The 19,779-nt window shown below is 69.4% G+C and carries 12 protein-coding genes and 4 pseudogenes; 6 read left to right on the forward strand and 10 right to left on the reverse strand.

The annotated features are described in order from the left end of the window. Window positions 1-137 precede the first annotated feature (137 nt). Window positions 138-3,833 carry an nSTAND1 domain-containing NTPase gene (locus tag GA0074692_RS03655; protein ID WP_342672822.1) on the forward strand — a complete coding sequence of 1,232 codons (3,696 nt, stop codon included), beginning with the start codon at window positions 138-140 and terminating at the stop codon, window positions 3,831-3,833. A 289-nt stretch (window positions 3,834-4,122) separates the two neighbouring features. Continuing rightward, window positions 4,123-4,707: pseudogene (locus tag GA0074692_RS03660) on the forward strand (transposase); the annotation flags it as partial. Between the two features lie 402 nt (window positions 4,708-5,109). On the opposite strand, the pseudogene GA0074692_RS03665 reads toward GA0074692_RS03660, so the two are convergent. From GA0074692_RS03665 to GA0074692_RS03675, 3 genes and pseudogenes are all read right to left on the reverse strand, one after another. Next, window positions 5,110-6,542 (reverse strand): annotated as a pseudogene (locus tag GA0074692_RS03665) (KGGVGR-motif variant AAA ATPase); the annotation flags it as partial. Between the two features lie 304 nt (window positions 6,543-6,846). Beyond that, window positions 6,847-7,344, reverse strand: a pseudogene (locus GA0074692_RS03670) (TIR-like protein FxsC); the annotation flags it as partial. Window positions 7,345-7,482: 138 nt separating this feature from the next. Beyond that, the gene (locus tag GA0074692_RS03675; protein WP_091639319.1) at window positions 7,483-8,283 is read right to left on the reverse strand and encodes an AAC(3) family N-acetyltransferase; all 801 of its coding nucleotides are present in this window, start codon (window positions 8,281-8,283) and stop codon (window positions 7,483-7,485) included. A 473-nt stretch (window positions 8,284-8,756) separates the two neighbouring features. On the opposite strand from GA0074692_RS03675, the gene GA0074692_RS03680 reads away from it, so the two are divergent. After that, a complete protein-coding gene (locus GA0074692_RS03680) occupies window positions 8,757-11,030 on the forward strand; it encodes a tetratricopeptide repeat protein (RefSeq protein WP_141725126.1) in 2,274 nt (757 codons plus the stop codon). 44 nt (window positions 11,031-11,074) lie between these two features. On the opposite strand, the gene GA0074692_RS03685 is transcribed toward GA0074692_RS03680, so the two are convergent. The 4 genes from GA0074692_RS03685 to GA0074692_RS33760 form a co-directional block, all read right to left on the reverse strand. Continuing rightward, window positions 11,075-11,419, reverse strand: a complete 345-nt coding sequence (locus tag GA0074692_RS03685; RefSeq protein ID WP_141725127.1) for an RIP homotypic interaction motif-containing protein — start codon at window positions 11,417-11,419, stop codon at window positions 11,075-11,077. A gap of 68 nt (window positions 11,420-11,487) precedes the next feature. Next, entirely contained in the window at window positions 11,488-14,055 is a 2,568-nt protein-coding gene (locus GA0074692_RS03690) for an FxsB family cyclophane-forming radical SAM/SPASM peptide maturase (RefSeq protein ID WP_091639327.1), read from the reverse strand. Continuing rightward, window positions 14,027-14,242 (reverse strand): FxSxx-COOH cyclophane-containing RiPP peptide, encoded by a 216-nt coding sequence (gene fxsA / locus GA0074692_RS03695; protein ID WP_091639329.1) that lies wholly within the window; start codon window positions 14,240-14,242, stop codon window positions 14,027-14,029. The genes GA0074692_RS03690 and fxsA overlap by 29 nt, the downstream gene beginning before the upstream one ends. 28 nt (window positions 14,243-14,270) lie before the next feature. After that, on the reverse strand, window positions 14,271-14,456 hold the full coding sequence (locus GA0074692_RS33760) for a hypothetical protein (protein WP_141725128.1): 186 nt from the start codon (window positions 14,454-14,456) through the stop codon (window positions 14,271-14,273). 59 nt (window positions 14,457-14,515) lie between these two features. Between GA0074692_RS33760 and GA0074692_RS03700 the strand changes: the two genes are divergently transcribed. Then, window positions 14,516-14,860 carry a RidA family protein gene (locus tag GA0074692_RS03700; protein ID WP_091652521.1) on the forward strand — a complete coding sequence of 115 codons (345 nt, stop codon included), beginning with the start codon at window positions 14,516-14,518 and terminating at the stop codon, window positions 14,858-14,860. A gap of 36 nt (window positions 14,861-14,896) precedes the next feature. Here the strand turns inward: GA0074692_RS03700 and GA0074692_RS36835 are convergent. Continuing rightward, a pseudogene (locus tag GA0074692_RS36835) lies at window positions 14,897-15,040 on the reverse strand (DUF7662 domain-containing protein); the annotation flags it as partial. Window positions 15,041-15,301: 261 nt separating this feature from the next. On the opposite strand from GA0074692_RS36835, the gene GA0074692_RS03705 reads away from it, so the two are divergent. Continuing rightward, on the forward strand, window positions 15,302-15,772 hold the full coding sequence (locus tag GA0074692_RS03705) for a hypothetical protein (protein ID WP_091639332.1): 471 nt from the start codon (window positions 15,302-15,304) through the stop codon (window positions 15,770-15,772). A 114-nt stretch (window positions 15,773-15,886) separates the two neighbouring features. Here GA0074692_RS03705 and GA0074692_RS34515 read toward each other — a convergent pair whose 3' ends face one another. Both GA0074692_RS34515 and GA0074692_RS33770 read right to left on the reverse strand, forming a co-directional pair. Then, window positions 15,887-16,858 carry a hypothetical protein gene (locus GA0074692_RS34515; protein WP_176738272.1) on the reverse strand — a complete coding sequence of 324 codons (972 nt, stop codon included), beginning with the start codon at window positions 16,856-16,858 and terminating at the stop codon, window positions 15,887-15,889. Between the two features lie 103 nt (window positions 16,859-16,961). Beyond that, on the reverse strand, window positions 16,962-17,246 hold the full coding sequence (locus tag GA0074692_RS33770) for a hypothetical protein (RefSeq protein WP_141725130.1): 285 nt from the start codon (window positions 17,244-17,246) through the stop codon (window positions 16,962-16,964). A gap of 376 nt (window positions 17,247-17,622) precedes the next feature. Here GA0074692_RS33770 and GA0074692_RS03715 point away from each other — a divergent pair, with 376 nt between their 5' ends. Next, entirely contained in the window at window positions 17,623-19,587 is a 1,965-nt protein-coding gene (locus GA0074692_RS03715; RefSeq protein WP_091639337.1) for an AfsR/SARP family transcriptional regulator, read from the forward strand. Window positions 19,588-19,779: the final 192 nt, after the last annotated feature.

Below are 19,779 nucleotides of genomic sequence, written 5' to 3' on the forward strand. Positions count from 1 at the left end.
TGGGAACCGCGCAGGGGTGTCGGGGGCACCAAGTGTCCTCGTTCGGGTTCCCTACCCAGGCCCCTCACGGCGGCCATTACGGCTATGGGAGGGCCGGTGACCTGCTGTCGGATAGGGGTGCTGGTGAGCTACTACAGTTGACCGATGTCAATGATGTGACGACCGGGTTCAGCGGCGGCCCGGTAATCGATGAGGTCACCGGTCTGGTGATCGGCATGATCACCTCGATCAGCAAGCCGGATGACTATCAACGCGGCATCGGCATCGCCTATGCCACCCCAACCCAGACCCTACGGCGGGTATGGCCCGAACTGACCGAGCAGCAGGTATGCCCGTACCGGGGTCTGGAGGCGTTCACGGCCGAGCACGCCGAGTGGTTCCACGGCCGGACGGCTGCGGTGGGCCATGTGCTGGACGTGCTGGAGGGGCCACGACGGGCGTTACTGCTGTTGGGGCCCTCCGGCGCCGGTAAGTCGTCCCTGGTACAAGCCGGCGTGCTGCCGGCGCTGGCCGCTGGTCGGCTGCCCCACAGTGACCGGTGGATCCCGGTCCTTGCCCGCCCCGGGCAGGACCTGGCAGCCGAGCTGGACCGCGCCGGCTTGCCCGGCGTCGCGGATGAGCCAATCGCCGTGGCGGTCGATCGCAGGCTGGCCGACCAGCCCACCGCTACACGGCTGCTGCTGGTCATCGACCAGTTTGAGGAACTGCTGACCTTATCGGCCACCCAGCGGGCCGATGCCGTACGCGACGTTCTTAATCAACTGCATGAGGCGATCGACTCGACCGCCGCTCTGAGCGTGGTCCTGGTAATGCGCAATGACTTCTACCCACAGCTGGCAGCCACGGCACCCGAGCTTCTGCGGGTGCTGAAACCTGGCCAGGTTGACGTGCCTTCCACCCTGAGCACGCAAGATCTACACGACATCATCACCAAACCCGCTGCGGCTGTAGGACTTCGCTACCAGGACGGGCTCGTCGAACGGATCATCAAGGATGTGCTGCGGGCCGACCCCGACGCGACTACCTCCCGCGCGTCGATCACCGTTCTGCCCCTGCTGGAACTGACGCTGGAGCAGTTGTGGCAGCGCAGGCACGATGGCTACCTAACGCACGAGGAGTACCGGCGCGTCGGTGAGGTCAGCGGCAGTCTGGCCACCAAATGCGATACCGCGATCAAGCAGCTGAGCACCACCCAACGGTCTGCCGCGCAACGGATCCTCACTTCGCTGGTCCGCCCTGCCGACGAGGCCCACCACATTCCCGCCGTCCGGCAACAGCGAACCCTTGACGTCCTACGCGACCTAGCCGACACGGGCGATCCGACATCTGGGGACCAGACCACCGGCCAAAGCGCCGACGAGGTCCTGGCCATACTGACCAGCCAACGGATCGTCACAACCCGCACCGTCCACGCCCCCGGGCCACCCCAAGACGCCCCCGGCGTTCCGGTCGCTGAACTGGTCCACGACACCCTGATCCGCGACTGGGGCACCCTCCGCGACTGGGTCAGCCAGGACCACAACTTCCACGACTGGCTGCGCCGCGCCGACGACAAAGGCATCCGCTGGACCAACCACCAGAATCCCGACGACCTACTACATGGCACCGACCTGGCCGAAGGACTCGACTGGGCAAAGCAGCGCCGACTACCCCACGACACCACCACCTTTCTGGCCGCCAGCCATCACCGCCAACAGGCCGGAATCAGGCGTGCCAGGCGCCTGAACATGGTCCTGGCCACCCTGCTCGTGGTCGCCCTCACTGCCGCTGGGCTGGCCCTGTGGCAGCGGCAGACCGCCGTCGCCGCACAACGCGAGGCACTGTCCCGCCAGCTCGCCGCACAGTCCACCACCCTCATCGATGTCGATCCCGACCTGGCCTCCCTACTGGCCGTCCTGGCCTATCAGACCAGCCCGACCACCGAAGCCACTGCCAGCCTCTACGACGCCGCAGGTCTCCCCCTTCAGCGCCGCCTGACCGGCCACCCCAGCAAAGTGTTATCGGTGGTGTTCAGTCCCGACGGGAGGACACTGGCCAGCGGCGGCGAGGACGGGGTGCGGTTGTGGGACGTGGCCACCGGAAAGACCCGCACCACCCTGACCGACACCAGCAACGTGCTATCGGTGGTGTTCAGTCCCGACGGGCGTACTCTCGCCACCGTCAGCGAGAACGGCGGGGTCCGGTTGTTGGATGTGGCCACCGGAAAGACCCGCACCACCCTGACCGACACCAGCAACGTGCTATCGGTGGTGTTCAGCCCCGACGGGCGGACCCTCGCCACCGCCGGCTTCGACGGCAAGGTGCGATTGCGGGACGTGGCCACCGGACAGACCCTTATCACCATGACTGGCCACACCAGCAAAGTTTTATCGGTGGTGTTCAGTCCCGACGGGCGTACTCTCGCCACCGTCAGCGAGAACGGCGGGGTCCGGTTGTTGGATGTGGCCACTGGACAGACCCACACCACCTTAATCAGCCATATCGACGCCGTGTTCTCGGTGGCGTTCAGTCCCGACGTGCGTACCCTCGCCACCGCCGGCCTGGACGACAGGGTGGAGTTGTGGGACGTGGCCACCGGGCAGACCCGCACCACCCTGACCGGCGCCACCGACAACCTCTACGCGATGGCGTTCAGTCCCGACGGGCGCACCCTGGCTACCGACGGCGGCAAGAGCGACACCAACGTGCGGTTGTGGGATGTGGCCAGCGGCCAGACCCGCGCCACACTGATCGGCCACACCCAGGGTGTTACGTCTGTGGTGTTCAGTCCCGACGGGCGCAGCCTCGCCACCGGCGGCCACGACGGCACGGTGGGGTTGTGGGATGTGGCCAGCGGCCAGACCCGCACCCTGACCGACCGACATGGCTACGTGGAGTCTGTGGCGTTCAGTCCCGACGGACATACCCTCGGCACCGCCGGGTACGAAGTCGAGGTGCGGTTGTGGGATGTGGCCACCGGCCAGACCCGCACCACCCTGCCCGGCGCGCACTTCGTGGTGTTCAGTTCCGACGGGCGCACCATCGCTACCGCCGTCATCAGCGAAGAAGACGGGAGGGGGGCGTTGTTGGATGTGGCCACCGGCCAGACCCGCACCACCCTGACCGACGCGGACTTCGTGGCGTTCAGTCCCGACGGGCGCACCATCGCTACCGGAACCTTCGACGGCAGGGTGCTGTTGTGGGACGTGGCCACCGGACAGATACGCGCCACCCTGACCGTCCACACCGAATTGAGGTCGATAGCGTTCGGTCCCGACGGACGCACCATCGCTACCGGAACCTTCGACGGCAGGGTGCTGTTGTGGGACGTGGCCACCGGACAGATACGCGCCACCCTGACCGTCCACACCGACGACGTGCCAACAGTGGCGTTTAGCCCCGACGGGCGGACCCTCGTCACCAACAGCGCCATTGGAGACGACACAGTGCGGTTGTGGGACGTGGCCACCGGCCGGACCCGCACCACCCTGATCGGCCACACCGGCGGCGTCGTGGCAGTGGCGTTCAGCCCCGACGGGCGGACCCTCGCCACCGGCAGCTTCGACGGGACGGTGCGGTTGTGGGATGTAGCCACCAGCCTGAACCGCGCCACCCTGACCGTCGACACCGATGGCACAGGAGACCGCGCCACGTCGGTGGCGTTCAGCCCCGACGGGCGGACCCTCGCCACCGGCGGCTTCACCGGCGCGGTGCGCTTGTGGAGCGTCACACTGCTAGACCCTGCCGCTGCCATCAACAAAATCTGCCAGGCCACCAACAGGGACCTCACCGACCACGAATACGCGATGTACCTGCCGCCCGGCCAGCAACGTGCAGCCGTCTGCCCCTCCTGAGTTGCCCCCCGGCACCAACCGTTGTGCCGGTCTTGAATGCCGAGGACAGCCGTCATGCTCCTGTTGTTGGGAAGTTCTGCCTCGTCGCGACCATGCTGCCCGGCGCGCACCCGGCCCTGAGCCGCGGTGTCGCGCTCGTCACCCTTCGCGGTGCAGCCGGATCAGCCGGCCGATGTAACCAAATCTCCGTCGCTGAGCGGGAGCGAGATCGTCAGCATCGGCGGGTCGCGGTCGCTGTCGAGGTAGAGGGCAATCGTCAGGCCGGTGTCGATGATCGAGGGGATGTCGGCGTGATCCTGGGACGCTCAACTACCAGCTCACCGGCCTCGTCCGCGACCACCACGGCCGCACCATCGCACCCACAGCGGCCATCATGGACAGCCAGAGCGTGAAGACCTCCACCAACGTGCCACTGTCCACCCAGGGCACCGACGCCGGCAAGAGGATCGTCGGCCGCAAACGCGGCATCATCACCGACACCCTCGGCCTGCTCCTCGCCGTCATCGTCACCGCCGCCAGCGTCAGCGACAACACCATCGGCATGAACCTGCTCGACCAGGCCACCGCCACCTACCCCACCCTGACCAAGACCTGGGTCGACGCCGGATTCAAGAACCGCGTCGTCGAACACGGCGCCCACCTCGGCGTCGACGTCGAGATCGTCACCAAGGACCCGCAGGTCAAGGGCTTCAGCGTGGTCAAACGGCGATGGGTCGTCGAACGCACCCTCGGCTGGCTCATGCATCACCGCCGACTCGTCCGCGACTACGAAGCCCGACCCGACAACTCGGCCAGCATGATCACCATCGCCATGATCGACAACCTCGCCAAACGCCTCACCACCGAAACCACCCCAACCTGGCGAGATGGTTAAACCATCATAACACACAAAGTACGTGAATCAGACGTCCTCTGAGTGCTCTGACCGGCGAACAGCACCCGCTCCTGAGCGGGGTCACGACGGTGTCTCCAAAGCGGACACCCTCCGCTCGGACTACGCAGCCCGACCGGGCGAGTCGTCCGCTTGGGTTCTTCAGCGGAAACTAGGCCACTCCGACGGGCACCGGCCACACCCGAGGGCGGTGGGGTGCCCCAACCAGCAGGCCACCGACGTTCGGGCCCGACACTCAATGGACGACAGGGCAGAACGGCAGATTGGTGATGTAACGCTGGGGGAAGGGCGCCGCCGGTGGGGTGAGGACCACGCCCTCTGGCTGGGTGGCACCACCCCCCTGATCCCGCCCGGTCACGAGGACTACGGGAGTGCGTGGCCCTCGTGACCGGGCGGGAACATCCCCCCTTTGTGTCCCGCCCGGTCACCTCGAGGGCGTTCCTCATGGTGGGTGAGCAGCCGCACCAGCCGTTCGACCGCCTCGTCGGCGGCCAGCTCGTGCAGCGACACCCAACTGCCGGGCGGTGCGTCCGGCGACGGCAGGCTGTCGTCCACGTACACGGTCAACCCGGTGCCGGCCCGGCGCGGATCGGTCAGCTCGCCGTCGACCATGCGGTAGGCCCGGGAGACCAGGGTGACCTCGCGGGTCACGGTGCCCGGGCGTACCGGCGCCGGCTCGGCCACCTCCGCGACGACCACCCGTAGTTCGACGCCGGTCAGGACGGGCTGTACCCACTCAGCCCAGGCGGTGTCCTCGGGATGTGCCGCAGCACGACGAGCTCGTCGGCGACGGCGGGCTTGCGTTCGAACCGGGCGACCGTGCGGCGGCGCAGCGCCTCGTCCATCCGGGGCAGCGCCCTGATCCGCCCGCCGGTGATGTAACTGGTCAGCGTCTCGTACGCGGACAGCAGGGTGGTCCTGCCGCCCGGTAGGTCGCCGAAGGTGGCCAGCGTCTCCTCGTACGCGTAGTAGGCCCGGTAGGGGACCCCGACGGTGTGCCAGTACTCTCGCCGCTCCGCGTCGGTCATCCCGCCCGGCAAGCCGGCGAAGCGCTGCATCGCCACCGCCCGGCCGGCCTGTGCCTTGCTCATCTCCCTCTCCTCCACCCGCATCGGCACCGGCAGCACCCTCCGGGCCCGGCGGCCCTCGTAGCAGCGGACCCGGGCGGCGACCGTGGCGGCACCGTCGATGCCTTGGTCGCTCAGAGTGAAGCAGTTGACCAGCACGTCCGGCAGGTGGATGGTGCAGATATCGACGATGTCGCTGATCCCGGTTCGACTGTCGATCAGCGTCCAGTCGTAGTGCCGCTTCATGTCCTCCCGCAGGAAGTCGAAGAAGAGCGCGCCGCCCAGCCGGTTGTAGAAGTTGTCCCAGTCGAGGCCGGTGACGCTGGTCGCGTAGTCCGGGTTGTGCCGGCCCGCGAGCAGCAGGTCCAGGCTGCCGCCGCCGGGAAACTCCCAGCCGACCGAGAAGGCGTACTTCCGCGCGCTCGCCATATGCCGGTGCCAGTCGCCGGGCCGGAACTCCACCGCTCGGAGCCGCCCGGCGTCCTCGGCTTCCCAAAGACGCTTCAGGTTCGCCGACTCGTACTCGAGGATCAGGTTCATCACGCCACCGGTGGAGGCGACCTGGTCGGGGTCGAGGAAGGGGGCGTAGAACCGGTGCAGGCCCGGCGATTCCAGGTCCCAGTCGGCGACGAGGACCCGCTGGCCGTTGGCGGCGAGGATCCAGGCCGTGTTGGCCAGCGCCATCGTCCGCCCGGTGCCGCCCTTGTACGAGTAAAAGGTGACGACCTGGCCGTCGCGCTCGTCCGTCATCGATCGTCCCCTCGTCGCCGCTGGTCCGGTGGGTCGTCGGGCGCAGGCTCGGCCGGGGCGTCCCCGGACCGTCCTGCGATAGAACGGGCAGTCGGCGATCGCCAGCGCGTGCCGCCCGGCGAACGGGCGCCACCGTCGCCCGGCGGAGCCGGCCAGGGCGGTCACCACCAGCGCCGGGTCGCCCGGGTCGTCGAGACGGGCCGGCACCGACGGGTGCGGCCCGCGACGGGCGCAGCGGTGCGGTCTGGGCCACCGCCACGATCCGCTCGGCCAGGACACCGAGCACCAGGTCGTACTGCCGGCGGTAGGCGGTGAGCTTGCACAGCGCCCGCAGCCCGTGCTCCGCATACTCGGCGGGGCCACCGATCACGTCGACCGCCTGCGCCATCTCCGGCCGGTCGTCCCAGGGCGGGAAGGGAATCCACAGCACCGGCAGGACGTGCCGGTCGGTGTCGCCCGGGCACAGCCGCTCGAGCCGGGATCCGAACGCGTCCCGTTCGCCGACCGCCCAGGCGTTGCTGAAGTAGTTCGGTGAGTAGAGCGGGACCAACACGTGGACCACACTCAGTGCGTCGGTGAGTGACTGCTTCAGAGTCGCCCCGGGCGCGAGCCCGTCGATGAATCTGGTGTCCAGGTCGTCCTGGCGGGCGCCGCGCTGCACGGCGGCGTTGATGTCCTGAAAGAACCGGGCCACCCAGAAGTCGGTGTCCGGTCGGGCCGCCGCCGACAGCGGCACCGAATGGGCGTAGCTGAGGAAGAAGTACGTCTCCCGGCCGGCGCGGGGAGTGTCAGTCCACCTCATTCCCGGCCCCCTCGAACCGCTCGCCGAGTTCCTCGATGTGCGTCCATCGAAACACGTCCTCGCGACACATCGCACCCGTCCGGTGCGGGACGCCCTAGCTACATGGCAGTAGCGGCAGCGGCACAGATCGACAGATGATCACCTTGTGTGCCGGTGGTCGCTCATCCACCGGCCGGCGAAATCGACCGCTACCCGGATTTCGAACAGTCGCCCCGTGCCGGCACCGACCGGTCCGCGTCGGACTGATGGCAGGGCATCCAGCGCCACGCCTATCCGCGTAAAGTCCGAGTCGTTCATGTCCAGGCCTTGGAAGTCGCGCCGGACCCGTCGGCCCGCATCGTCGAGGGTGTAGCAGCGATACGGGCGCCACGCGGGCCGCCGGACGAGCCGGTACTCAGCGAGGTGAAACGCCGTGCAGGCGGCGTAGCCGACGCCGAGCAACAGGACGAGGGCGTCAGCGGCGTACAGGGCGCCGAGCGGGGACCGCTCGCCCAAGTGGCACTCCAGGTCGTGTACGCCAATCAACTCCGCGGCGTCCGGACCGAGTGCGGCGAACGACGTCTGCGGATGCCGGCTGCGCAGCGCGCCCGGTTGCCGGCGGACGTGCTCGGCCAGCGCGCCCATGCCCTCCGACGGGCTGTGTTCGGGGCGGAACGGCGGAATGCTCGCCTCGACCTCGGTCGCCTCGCGAGCGCTCAGGCCGGCGGTGTGGGCCCGGAAGGCCGGCGAGGTGATCGAGTTGCCCGCAGTCTGCGCTGGCACCACGACCGTCCCGGCATCCCCCAGCACGTCACGCAGCGCAGCGAGCACCGTCACCGGACCTCCCGCCACCGGCCCCATCCGACGCAGCGACGCGTGCACCAACACGGAGCGGCCCTCGGTCAGGCCAACAGCCCGCAGTTCGGCGGCCAGCCCAGCACGGTCGATCGGCTCTGTCATCCCAACCACCTTGGCACACAACCCTCAGGCGCACCGGCGCGCTGCACCTGCCACAATGGTCTGACTTCTTGCAGTCTTAAGATCACCGAAGGTAAGCTGTCGGCGTTCACGGGGACCTGGGCGCCTGCCAAATATCCATTAGTTGAACGGTCCGGTGTACGAGAAGGAGTCGTCGTGCGCGGTGGCATGAATGACCCCCGGAGCGTTGCGCACGGGCAGTTGGACGGATCTCGTGACACGCCCTTGACGAGGGCCGTGATCGGCCACCGCAGATCGGCCGGACGTTCCTGGTTTCGCCTGCCAGAAACGGCTGACCCAAGGCGGCGCATCGGCTGTACGCCGTTCGGCTTGGCGATCTAGTTCGGTGACGATCGCCCTCCAGGACGCATCGCATCACTCTCGCGGCTCGACGCCACCTCACCACACGACAGGACCGGTAGGGCCGGGTGCGGTGACCCCCTTGGGCGGTGGCCATGACCGAGGTTGAGCAGCCGGCCCCGGGTGTTCGGCTCGGCAGTGGCCAGGGACTGCAGGTTGGCTCCGGCAACGTCCAGCACAACCACTTCCACCACCGGTCACCCGCGGTCAACTGGCCGGTGCAGGTGGGAGTGGTGCCGCCTGAAGCCGACTGCTACCAGCCCCGCCGGCTGATCCACGGCCTGAATGGGGCGTCGCAAACGCTCGTCCTGTCCGGACTCGGCGGAGTGGGCAAGACGCAGTTGGCGGCCAAGGTGGCCAACGAAGCGTGGGCTGCGGAAGAGGTTGATCTCCTGCTATGGGCGACCGCCTCGACTCGGGACGCGGTCGTCGCTGCCTATGTGCAGGCAGCCGCTGCGGTTGGCGCAGCAGCGGGCGATGAAGGGGAGAGGGCGGCCATCGCGCTACTCGCCTGGCTTCAGCGTACGGACCGACGATGGTTGGTCGTGCTCGACGACATCGCCGCACCAGGTGACCTGCGGGGCTGGTGGCCGCCGAGGTCGCCCGTGGGGCGGGTGCTGTTTACCACCCGGCGTCGTGACGCCGCGATGACCTCACGAAGTCGAGAAATGATCATGGTCGAGCTCTTTACGCCCACAGAGGCGACGCAGTACCTGCAATGCAAGCTCGGTTCACTCGCCGCCGACGAAGAGGCGGCAGGTAGGTTGGCAGAGGATGTCGGCTACCTTCCTCTGGCGCTCGCGCAGGCGGCCGCATTCATGATCGATCGCGGCCTCGATTGCGCCGCCTACCGGCGGCGTTTTGCCGACCGCAAACATCGGCTGATGGATCTGACGCCCGAGAGCGACCTGCTCCCCGACGACCAGTCCATGAACATCGCAACGACCTGGTCCATATCCGTGGAGTTGGCGAATCAACTGCGCCCTGTGGGCCTGGCCGGCCTAGTGCTCAACATCCTCAGCCTGATGGATCCCAACGGTGTACCAGTGGCTGTGCTCACCACTGAACCTGTCCTCGACAGCCTCTCCACCGCTCGCTCGGAGGCCGTAGACGCCGACATGGTGCTGGACGCGCTGCACGCCCTGAATCGGCTCAGCCTGATCACCTACCGAACGACACGTCCCATCCGGGTACACGCGCTGGTCCAACGTGCTACCCGTGAACAGCTCGGGGCGCAACTCGATGAGACGGTCCGTATCGCGGCGGATGCTCTGTACCAGGCATGGCCCTACAACGAACGCGACCATGACCTTGTTCAGCTCCTCCGGGCCAACGCCGCGAGCGTGGAGGCCCACGGTGTGACTCATCACCGGCAAGTCCTGCTCGACGACAGCACTGGCGGGCACCCCCTGCTGCTCCGCGCAGGCACCAGCCTCGGACGTGCGGGTCGCGTCGAAGCGGCGGTCCGTTACTTCGAACGCCTCCGCGCGTTGGCCACCGCCCAGCTCGGACAGGATCACCCGTCCTTGTTGCAGACCCGCCACGAAATCGCTTACTGGCGTGGCGAATCTGGCGAGTTCACTGCGGCCGCCCGCGCCTTCGAAGAGCTCGCCCGAGAGCGGGAGGCCATCCTCGGCGCGGACCACCCCGAGACCCTGGCGGCCCATTTCCAGCATGCGCTGTGGCGCGGCGAGGCCGGCGACGCGCAGGGCGCCCTTGAGGCCTTCGAGCGCCTGCTGCCCGACTACCATCGGGTCATCGGTCCCGAGCATGTGGACACCCTGCGGCTACGGTCACGGCTCGCATATGTGCGCGGGGAGAGTGGAGATGCGCCCGGGGCGGTGTCGGCGTTCCGGGAGCTGCTCGCCGACCGCTTGCGTCTGATCGGCCCCGACGACCGCGACACTCTGGCGGCCCGGCACCTGGTGGCCCGCTGGCAGGCGATCGCCGGCGACCCGCAGGGAGCCGCCGAGGCCACCCGGGAGCTGGTGGTCGACGGCATTCGGGTGCTGGGTCCCGACCATCCGGACACCTTCCACTTCCGGCACAGCCTCGCCCGATGGCGCGGCTTCTCCGGAGACATAGCAGGTGCCCTCGCCGACTTCGCGCAATTACTCAAAGACCGTACTCGCGTGCTGGGACCGGACCACCCGTACACTCTGGCGACCCGATACCAGATTGCCCGCTGGACCGGTGAGGCAGGTGATCGTTCCGGAGCGGCGCACCTGTTCCGGCAACTGGTGACCGATCGGGAACGTGTACTCGGTCCCGACCACCCGGACACACGCAACGCGCGCAACAACCTGGCCTACTGGCGCGGCGAGATCGACGAACTGCCAGCGGAGACCAGGAGAAGATCCGACCATTGACCAGCAGCGGCCGGCGCCGGAGGGCATCATGGACGGCTGCACGGTCAGAAGAACCTGTTCTCCTGTATGTTGCCGTCCCCTACTTGGACGCCCTGCGCGTGGCGCAGGTCCGGGCTCGGCACCGGGCCAGCCGAGCTGGCGACGGCCGAGGTGTCCGCGCCCTCCCCAGCAGCAGACGTCGGCACCTCCTTCGCGATCTCGGAGCGTCGCCAGTGCAGGAAGCCGAACACCGCACCTGCCCCACCGAAGACGACCGAGAGCAGGACACCGGCGATGGACACCCACTTCTCTGCTCGATCCAGTCCTTCCCCGAGCAGGACGAGAGCGACCCCTGAAATCGCGACGATCGCCGATACCGCTGCCAGGCCACCACGCCAGAACCGGTCCATCACACCATCATGGAGTCGGCCGTGCGCAACGCCAAGCAACCCCGCGCACAGCGTCTCACGCCCGACGGTCATGACCAGCTGTCCAGCGTGGCGCGCATCCGGGCGGTGAACCGCTCACCGGCTGCGGTCAACACCCCCAGGCCGAGCAGCGCGTCGAGCGCGCCGTCGGTCCAGTCGCGGTAGCGGCGGTGGTGCGCTGCGGCCTCCGCGCCCGGGCGTCGGCGCCACACATCGGCGACCGCCAGGTGGGCGTACGTGCCGTGCAGCACCCCCTCGACCGGGCGCGGGTCTTCCCGCCACGGCACGGTGAGCAGCCGAGCGTCGTCCTGGTCGACCAGCTCGCACACGTCCAGCACCCCGTCGAGCTTGAGGTGCTGCACCTCGTGCACGAGCAGCACGGCCAAGGCGGCATCGTCGGGCACCGGGGTCACGGCGACCGCGCCGAAGGCGGACGCGGCGGCGGCGCTGCGCTGCCGGCCCCGCCGGTCCGGCCGCAACGGCACGACGGCCCGCAGCAGCGCCCGTACGCCAGGGGCGTACCCATTGGCCGTGGTGTCGATCCGCCGCACCGCCGCGGTGAGCTGAGCGGCCCACCGGGCGGCGGCGGCCGAGCTGAGCCGGGGCGCCACTACCAGGTCCTGGTAGCTGTCGCGGTAAGGGTCGACGTCCTCGATCAGCACGGCCGGATCCTCGGCCCAACGCGCCGGCCGCCACCCGGCCGGCTCGATCCGCCCGCCCGGCGGCACGCCGGACCCGACCGGTTCTGTCCGAAGCTGAACCGGGCCACCCGGTGGGGCGGCGACCCCGACCGGTTCCGGTCGGAGCGGGACGCCATCGACCGGCACGGTGACCGTCCGGCCGCCAGCGCTGGCCCGGAAGCCGCCGGGCACCGCCGTGACGGTGACCGGGCCGGTCGCGTCCGGCCAGCTGAGCGCGCCCAGGGTGGGGAGGCTGAGCACGCCGTCGCGCAGCGGTACGTCGAGGTCGCCGGGGGCACCGGCGCGGATCGCCGCTGCGGCGGCCACCGCGGCGAGCCGGCCGAGGTCAGCCAGCGCCGGCGTCTGCATGCGGCGTTGCGCCCACCGGCGGACGAACGGGTGGGCCAACACGTCGATCACCGCCGCCGGGACGGTGACGTCCAGCTCGACCAGGCGGTCCCAGGCAGGCCCGGCGAGCGGGTGCCCGCTCGTCGCCGGGCTGAGCGCGACCAGCAGCGCACGGGTCTTGGCCAGGTGCACCTCGGTGAGCTGACGGACGGACGTCTCGGTGCCGTACCCGGTGCCGAGGTCGTCGAGCACCGCCGGGTTCAGGGCGTCCGGTCCCGGACCGTCGTCGACCGGCGCGCCACGGACCGACCGGCCGGATGCCGGCAGCGCGGGGTCCGGGCTTTCGGGGTCGGCCGATGCCGCCGGCACGACGGTGACCGGGCCGGCTGGACGGGCCGATGCCGGCGGCATCGCGGTGTCTGGGCCCGCCAGCTCCGGCGCGTCCAGGCCGCCCGTCACGCCGCGGATCAGGTGCAGCAGGTCGGCGCAGTAGGCGGACGGGTTGGCGAAACCGCTGCCGGTGCGGAAGCGGTGGGCGAACAGCCCACCGCCGCACTGGTGCACCACGGGGCAGGCCCGACAGGCCGCGCAGAGGCCGCCCAGACCGGCCTGCCGGACCGCGATCATCGGGTGCGCGGCGACCGCCTCCACCGGATGCCGGAAGACGTCCAGACCGGTGGCGGGCGCGCCATCGTACGCTGACTTCAGCGAGTCGACCTGCTCGTAGCTGCCGTCGGTCTCGATCACCGCGAGGTCGGCGGCGGCCAGCCCGAGCGCCTCGGTACGGGTCGTACCGCCGGCCGCCGTGGCGAGCAACGAGTCCAACAGGCGGATCGGCACCGGGCGCCCGTCGGCCGTCCAGGCCCGGTGCACCGCGAGCAGCCAGTCGGCATACGGGGTCGCGGCGCCGGGCGGGCGTGGCGGTGGGCGATCCCAGTTGGCATGCGGCAGCAGGAAGTCGATCTGCGGCGGTTCCTCGGCGAGCAGCGCCCGGTAGACCGGCACCGGTTCGTTGGCGAGGTCGACGGTGCACAGCAGCCCGGCGAAGCTCGGCCGGTACTCCGGACGGCGCAGCAACGCGAGGGCCCGCAGCACCCGCTCGTGGCTGCTCGCGCCGTTGGCGTAGCGGCGGTGCCGGTCGTTGGCGGCCCGGTCACCGTCGAGCGAGACGCCGACCGCCACGCCGTGGGTGACCAGCACCTCGGCGATCTCCTCGGTGAGCAGCACCCCGTTGGACTGCATCCGCAGGTCCAGCCGGGTCACCGGATCGAGCCGGCGGCGCAGCTCGCTCGCCACGGCGGCGAGCCCGACCGCCCCGGCCAGCAGCGGCTCACCGCCGTGCAGCACGACCCGCACGACGTCGAGCCGGTGCGCGGTGGCGTGCTCCGCGATGCGCCGGGCGGCTGCCGTCACCGTCTGCGGCGACATGGTGTGCGGCTGACGGCGCCAGGACTGGTCGGAGTGCTCGTAGACGTAGCAGTGGTCGCAGGACAGGTCACACCGACTGACGATCTTGAGAACGTACTGGCTCAGGGTGCCGGGCGGCGCGGGCTTACCGGCGTCAGATCGAAGAGCCGAAGGCTGCGACATCGACGCGGGCCGGCTGGTCCACGGTGCGGGTGTCGGACAGCGCCACCGCACGGGCACGGGAGAGCGGGATCTTGCCGAGCGGAGTGCGTCGGAGATCGGCCAGCGGAGCGGTGGTCGTCAATCGGGCCTGGTTGCGATCCACGTGAATCCCCCCATTGGACTGGCGGGTCGGCCGGGCCGTCCGGATCGGCGGCCCGTGGCAACTGTCGATGAGTCTACAACACGGAAAGTAGCATCAACGATGCGGTGCGCCACATCTTCAAGGGGTGTCGGCCGGGCACCGCGTCGAGCTGCGGGGCGGCCGTACCGGCGACCGCGGCGACCACGGTCAGGCCGGCGACCCCGGACGGTCCGGCGGTGGCCTGTACCTCGACGATGTAGCGTCGCCGCCGTGACCTCACCTGCCCGACTGATTCGGGAGCCTGCCCTTTGCGGCGTCGCCGGGTACGCGTATGCGGCCATGGTTGAGCCGCCGGTCCGGCTTGTCTTCACTGCCGGTTCCTGTCCGCTGGATGCGGAGGGGCGGACCGTTGCGCCGGGTGACCCGGTTGGCCAGGCCCGGCAGGTGATGGCGAACCTGGAGACCGCTCTCGCGGCGGCCGGCGCTCTGCTCACTGACGTTGTCAAGACCACCGTCTACGTGGCGTCGCCCTGCCGGTCCGATCTGGTGGCCGTTTGGGAGGTTGTCCGGGACGCGTTCGGTGACCACGAGCCGCCGAGCACGCTGCTCGGGGTGGCCGTGCTCGGGTACGACGACCAGCTCGTCGAGGTCGAGGCCGTCGCCGCTGTCCGCGACGGGCGCTGACCTGCGGACCGCCCGGCGAGGACGCGTGTCCGGGGGAGTGTTGCCCCACCAGGTCCGGTCGTATCGGGCGCTCGCAGGCAGGCGCGCGCCGAGAACTTCCTCAAGCCGCTGGAACGACATCCGGATCTCGCCTCGATCGTGCCGCTTCAGGAAGTCGGTCAGGGGCTCGTACTTCGCCATCGCGAAGCTCTCCCGGCTCGTCGACGTGGTTCGCGCTCGTTGCGTAGGGGTTCACGACGGCGTCGGCCTGACTGTAGCCGCCGGCAGCCGAGAGCGCGCGGCTCACATCGCCTGCTTGTGACCATAGGCGTGTTGGTGAAGGCGCATCTTCCGCGCGCGGGTAGTCCCTGCCCCGTTCCCGCCTGCTTTACACAGTGGACTGGCCGACACGGCGGTGTCGGTAGTCAGCGGCACAGTGCTCTCGCCGTATACGAGGCCCATGTGAGCGTGCGGGATCGACTGGCCGTCTGTGATGCGGACGAGCAGGAGTGGCGGCCGGCGGCGGGGAGCGGCTACCGGGCCGCATACGCCGTCTCGTACATCGACCGGATCGTGCCGCAGCCCGGCAGGGTGATTCGACCGGTGGACTTCTCCGACACCGGGCAACCCCGCGGTGAGGTGACCGTGGAGGTTGTCCTCGACCCGCCGGGGCACACGCGGCTACCGCACAACGACGCCGAGATTGTGGCCCGCGCCGTGGAAATCCAGACTCTTGCCGGCCGGCCGATCCGCCTGGTCACCTACGACACGAAGATGAGGATGCGGGGCCGCGATGCCGGCCTGCGGGTGGACAAGGTCGAAGTGCCGGAGAAGGACGAAAAGCCGTCGCGGCGGTGGACGCACGGAAGATCGGCCGGTGAGCAGCGAGGCGAGCGAGGTGGAGCAGATCAGCGACCCGTCGGATTGGCATGAACTGGGCAACGAGCGGGGCAACTGCTCGATAGGTCGACCGACAAGGGCCGTAGCGGAACGACGCCCGGTATGTAACCGGGCGTCGTCGTGTGCCTGGGGCGGCGGTTGGCTTCGCTACTCTGCCCTGCCAGCCCGGCGACGGAACCGGATGGCGGTGGCGAACCCGAGCGCCGAGCCGACCAGCAGGCCGGCGAGTCCTCCACTGAGCACACCGTTCCCGGCGTCGAGACCGGAGACGTTGGAAGCGGGGGCGAGGGACGGCGCGGGACTGGTTGGGACGGCGGTCGGCGGCAGCGTCGAAGTTGGCATCGGCGTCGGCGTGGAGGTGGGCTTCGGCGTGCTGGAGCTGGTCGGCGTGGGCGTTGACGTGGGGGTTGGCGTCGGCGTGGGCGTGGGAGCGTCGCAGAGCGGGGGCTCGTTGACCAGCCGGACGTATTTGTACCCTGCGATCTCCAGCGACCAGCGGTCGGTCGGCTTCACCCAGTCCTCGGTGATGAAGGTGTTCCCAGGGAGAGCGGTTCCGGTCAGCTCCTCGCCGCGCTGTTTCACCAGCTTGTACTGGCGGGCCTCGGCGGTCGCGTTCTTGATCCGAAGGGTGACCTGGTACGGGCTCGGACGGCAGTCCACGATCAGGTTGAAGGTAGTCGCCGTGGTGCCACATGCCCTGAGCGCTTCGGGGGAGACTGAGGCAGAGGCTACAACCACGCCCCCGACAGTGACGTCGACGCTGTAGCCACCGAGCGTTTCCCGGACGACGCTGCCGCCCGCCGGAACGGTGAACACCGGGGGGTATGGATACGCGGTGTCGTTGGTGATGGCGGCTTCGATGTCAGTCGACGTGTTGTTGGTGATCGTCCAGTACACCCAGCTGTTGCCGTAGGCGGGCTCGTAGCAGGGCGACGACGCGGTCACGGCCGGGGTTTCGGCATGGGCGGGAGCCCCAGCGACGCCGACGAGCGCCAACACGAGGGCCGCGCCAGCGAGGATCCTGAGCAGGATGTGCCCCACGTCTACTCCTCGGAGACGGAGGGGAGACCCGGGCCTTCCGGGTCCGTGTGCGCCACCGGTGTCCTTCTCAGCCAGCACGGAGTCAAGGATCACTAGAGGTGACCGCAGGCTATGCGGAGGGTCAGACAGTGTCCCGATGTGAATCAAGCGGGGCGTGTCGTCAGGGGCTCTCGGCACTCATTCACGAGAACCTTGCATCTTTGACTTGGCCCTCGGAAGCGAGGAGATGGCGGCCATCGACGCTATGACCACCAGCGATGGCTCCAGACCAGGTGCTGCCCTTGGTCTCCGAGTCAAGGCTGCGAAGCGCGGGATGGTGGCGGTCGAGCAACCGGTCGTGCTGGATGCAGTCGAGCAGATGGTCTTCGCGGATCTTCGGTCGGGGAGAGGATGTGGTGCGGCTGCTCGTGTCGCCGTGGCGGCGGCGATAGCCGGGGTGGCCATGGACCCAGTGCGAGTCGGCCATCCAGGGGCGGTGCCTGGGGATGGTCACCCGACTGGCGGAACCGTCATGCCCGGACGGTGTCTTTCCCTGCTCATCCGGCTGCTTGGCGTACTGGGCTCTGCGGTGTGGACTGACGCAGGATCACTTCCCCCGTTGAGTCATCGTTTCAGTGGGCGAAATCGGGGTACTTCGCCGTTCGGTCGCGCCGGGCAGGGGCGTGGCGCTGGCGGCGACTCTACGTGATGGTCTTTAGAAGCGTTTCCCAGGCCCTTTTCGTTACACCAACACGCCGCGCATTCTCATAGACGTTTGCCACTATCAAATATCGGCTTTCTTCCTTGTTGCGCCTGAAACGGCCCACTTAGCCTGGCTCGGGATCCAACGGGGGAGCGGCACGATGAAACTACAGATCCGGCTTCTGGGCACCGTGGAGCTGCGCGTTGACGACAAGGTCATCGCGCCGGGTGCGGCGAAGCGCCGGGCCGTCCTCGCCGCTCTGGCATTGGAGGCCAATCGGGCTGTCTCCTTGCCGCGAATGGCCGACATGGTCTGGGCCGCCTGTCCGCCGGCCTCCGCCGTAGCGAATCTGCGGTCGCATGTTGCTGCTCTGCGGCGGACGTTGGGCGGGCGCCTGATAGCGCACCGCAACGCGTACGAGTTGCGGCTGGCGACGCACGAGCTGGACGTGACCGAGTTCCACCGGCTCGCGGACGAGGGACGCGCCCTGCTCGCCGCGGCCGACCCGGCCAGCGCCGTCGCGACCCTCACCGCCGCATTGGCGCAGTGGGGCGGCCCGTCCGGCGAGGGTCTGCCGCGGGGCACCGCGCTGGACAGCTGGTGGACCGGGCTCGACGAGCAGCGGCTGCAGGTCTTCGAGGAACTCGCGGAGGCGCGGCTGGCGGTTGGCGACCACGGGCAGCTGCTATCTGAGCTGCGCAGGCATCTTGCTGGCCATCCGCTGCGCGAGCGGGCCTGGGGTCAGCTGATGCTGGCGCTCTACCGGTGCGGAGACGTTTCGGCGGCGCTCACGGTCTACCAGGACGCCCGGGCGGTACTCGAGGAGCAGCTCGGCATCGAGCCCGGTGACGAGTTGGTCGCTCTGCACCGCGCTGTGCTCGACCGGGCATCCGAGCTCGCGCACACCCCTGCGCCCGCGCCGGTCACCACGGCGAGCGTCACCTTCCCGTCGCCGCAGGCCAGCGCTGCGCGGGTGCCGCCAGCGGGGCCGATCGGGGCTGCCGGCTGGGTCGTGCCCCGGGAGCTGCCCGCCGACCTGGTCACCTTCGTCGGCCGGGAGCGGGAGACCACCAAGGTGGTTACCGCACTGCGCGGTGCCGCCCCGATCACCGTGGTCATCACCGGCCCGCCCGGCAGCGGCAAGACAGCCCTGGCGGTACGCGCCGCGCACGCTGTCGCCGCAGAGTTCCCCGACGGGCAGGTTTTCGTCGACCTGGACAAGCGGACCTCGGTGAACCCAGGGGAGGTGCTGGCTCGGGTGCTACGCGCGCTCGGTGTCGCCCCCGCGGATGTGCCGGAGGACGTCGATGAGCGGGCCGGCTGGTTCCGGTCGCTGGTCGCCGACCGGCGGTTGCTGCTGGTGGTGGACGGGGTCACCCGGTCCGCCCAGGTCCGCGCGTTGCTGCCGGCCGGGCCTGGTCCGGCTCTGGTCGTGGTCGGGCAGCGTCGGCTGGGCAGCCTGGATGGGGTACGGCATGTGACGTTGCGTTCGCTCGCCGCCATCGGTGCGCGTGAGCTGCTGGAGGCGCTGGTCGACCGCGGGCGGCTGGCCGTCGACCCGGCGGCCATGGGCGAGCTGGTACGTCTCTGCGCGGGGTCGGTGCTGGCCCTGCGGGTCGCCGGCACGCGCCTGGCCGCCTACCCGGCCATGTCCGTGGCGGCCCTCGTCGCTCAGCTCGGCGACGGGCGGGAACGGCTGGACCTGCTGGACTACGAGGACCTGTCGGTACGGCGCAGCCTCGACAGCGTGGTGGCCGCCGTCCGTGCCGAGGACGAGGTGGCCGGGCGGCTCCTCGTCCTGCTCGGCGCGGCGCCCGATGCCCTGCTGCAGCCCGAGCGGGTCACCCGGCAGCTCGGGATCTCTTCCGCTCGGTTGCGCCGCACCCTCGACGGTCTGGCCGATGCGCATCTGGTGCAGCCAGACGAGTCCGGGGGCTGCCGGTTGCCGGCGCTGGTCCGGGAGTACGCCGCCGAGTTGGCCGCCGCGTCCACCGTCGCCGCTCACCCTCGTGACTGGAAGGCGCGTCGTCCGGTTGGCTGCCTGATGGGTCGCGGCGACCTGTCTGGACCAGGACCGATCGGCTCTCATGGGGACAGTCCGACGAGCGTGAGAGCAGGGTCGTGACAGTCCGGCCCTAGCCAGCGCTACGGAGGCGCATCCGGCATCGTCGAACACCCCGGTGGGTCGGCGACCACCACTGTGTCTGCGGATCTCACGCCCGAGTGCCCGCCCGGATGGAGTTACCGCTGCCCGTGGTCTATTCGCCTGAAGCTGCCCAGGTCAAGGACGGAATGTATTTGGGCGATAGCTCTGTGT

It is taken from the genome of Micromonospora pallida (assembly GCF_900090325.1).
GTDB lineage: Bacteria > Actinomycetota > Actinomycetes > Mycobacteriales > Micromonosporaceae > Micromonospora > Micromonospora pallida.

What these genes read in the sequence shown, in the direction of transcription:
- GA0074692_RS03680 (WP_141725126.1), top strand. Translation starts at nt 8,757, where the DNA reads ATGACCGAGGTTGAGCAGCCGGCCCCGGGTGTTCGGCTCGGCAGTGGC.
- GA0074692_RS03700 (WP_091652521.1), top strand. Translation starts at nt 14,516, where the DNA reads ATGGTTGAGCCGCCGGTCCGGCTTGTCTTCACTGCCGGTTCCTGTCCG.
- GA0074692_RS03675 (WP_091639319.1), bottom strand. Translation starts at nt 8,283, where the DNA reads ATGACAGAGCCGATCGACCGTGCTGGGCTGGCCGCCGAACTGCGGGCT.
- GA0074692_RS03685 (WP_141725127.1), bottom strand. Translation starts at nt 11,419, where the DNA reads ATGGACCGGTTCTGGCGTGGTGGCCTGGCAGCGGTATCGGCGATCGTC.
- GA0074692_RS03690 (WP_091639327.1), bottom strand. Translation starts at nt 14,055, where the DNA reads ATGTCGCAGCCTTCGGCTCTTCGATCTGACGCCGGTAAGCCCGCGCCG.
- GA0074692_RS33770 (WP_141725130.1), bottom strand. Translation starts at nt 17,246, where the DNA reads ATGGCCGACTCGCACTGGGTCCATGGCCACCCCGGCTATCGCCGCCGC.
- GA0074692_RS03715 (WP_091639337.1), top strand. Translation starts at nt 17,623, where the DNA reads ATGAAACTACAGATCCGGCTTCTGGGCACCGTGGAGCTGCGCGTTGAC.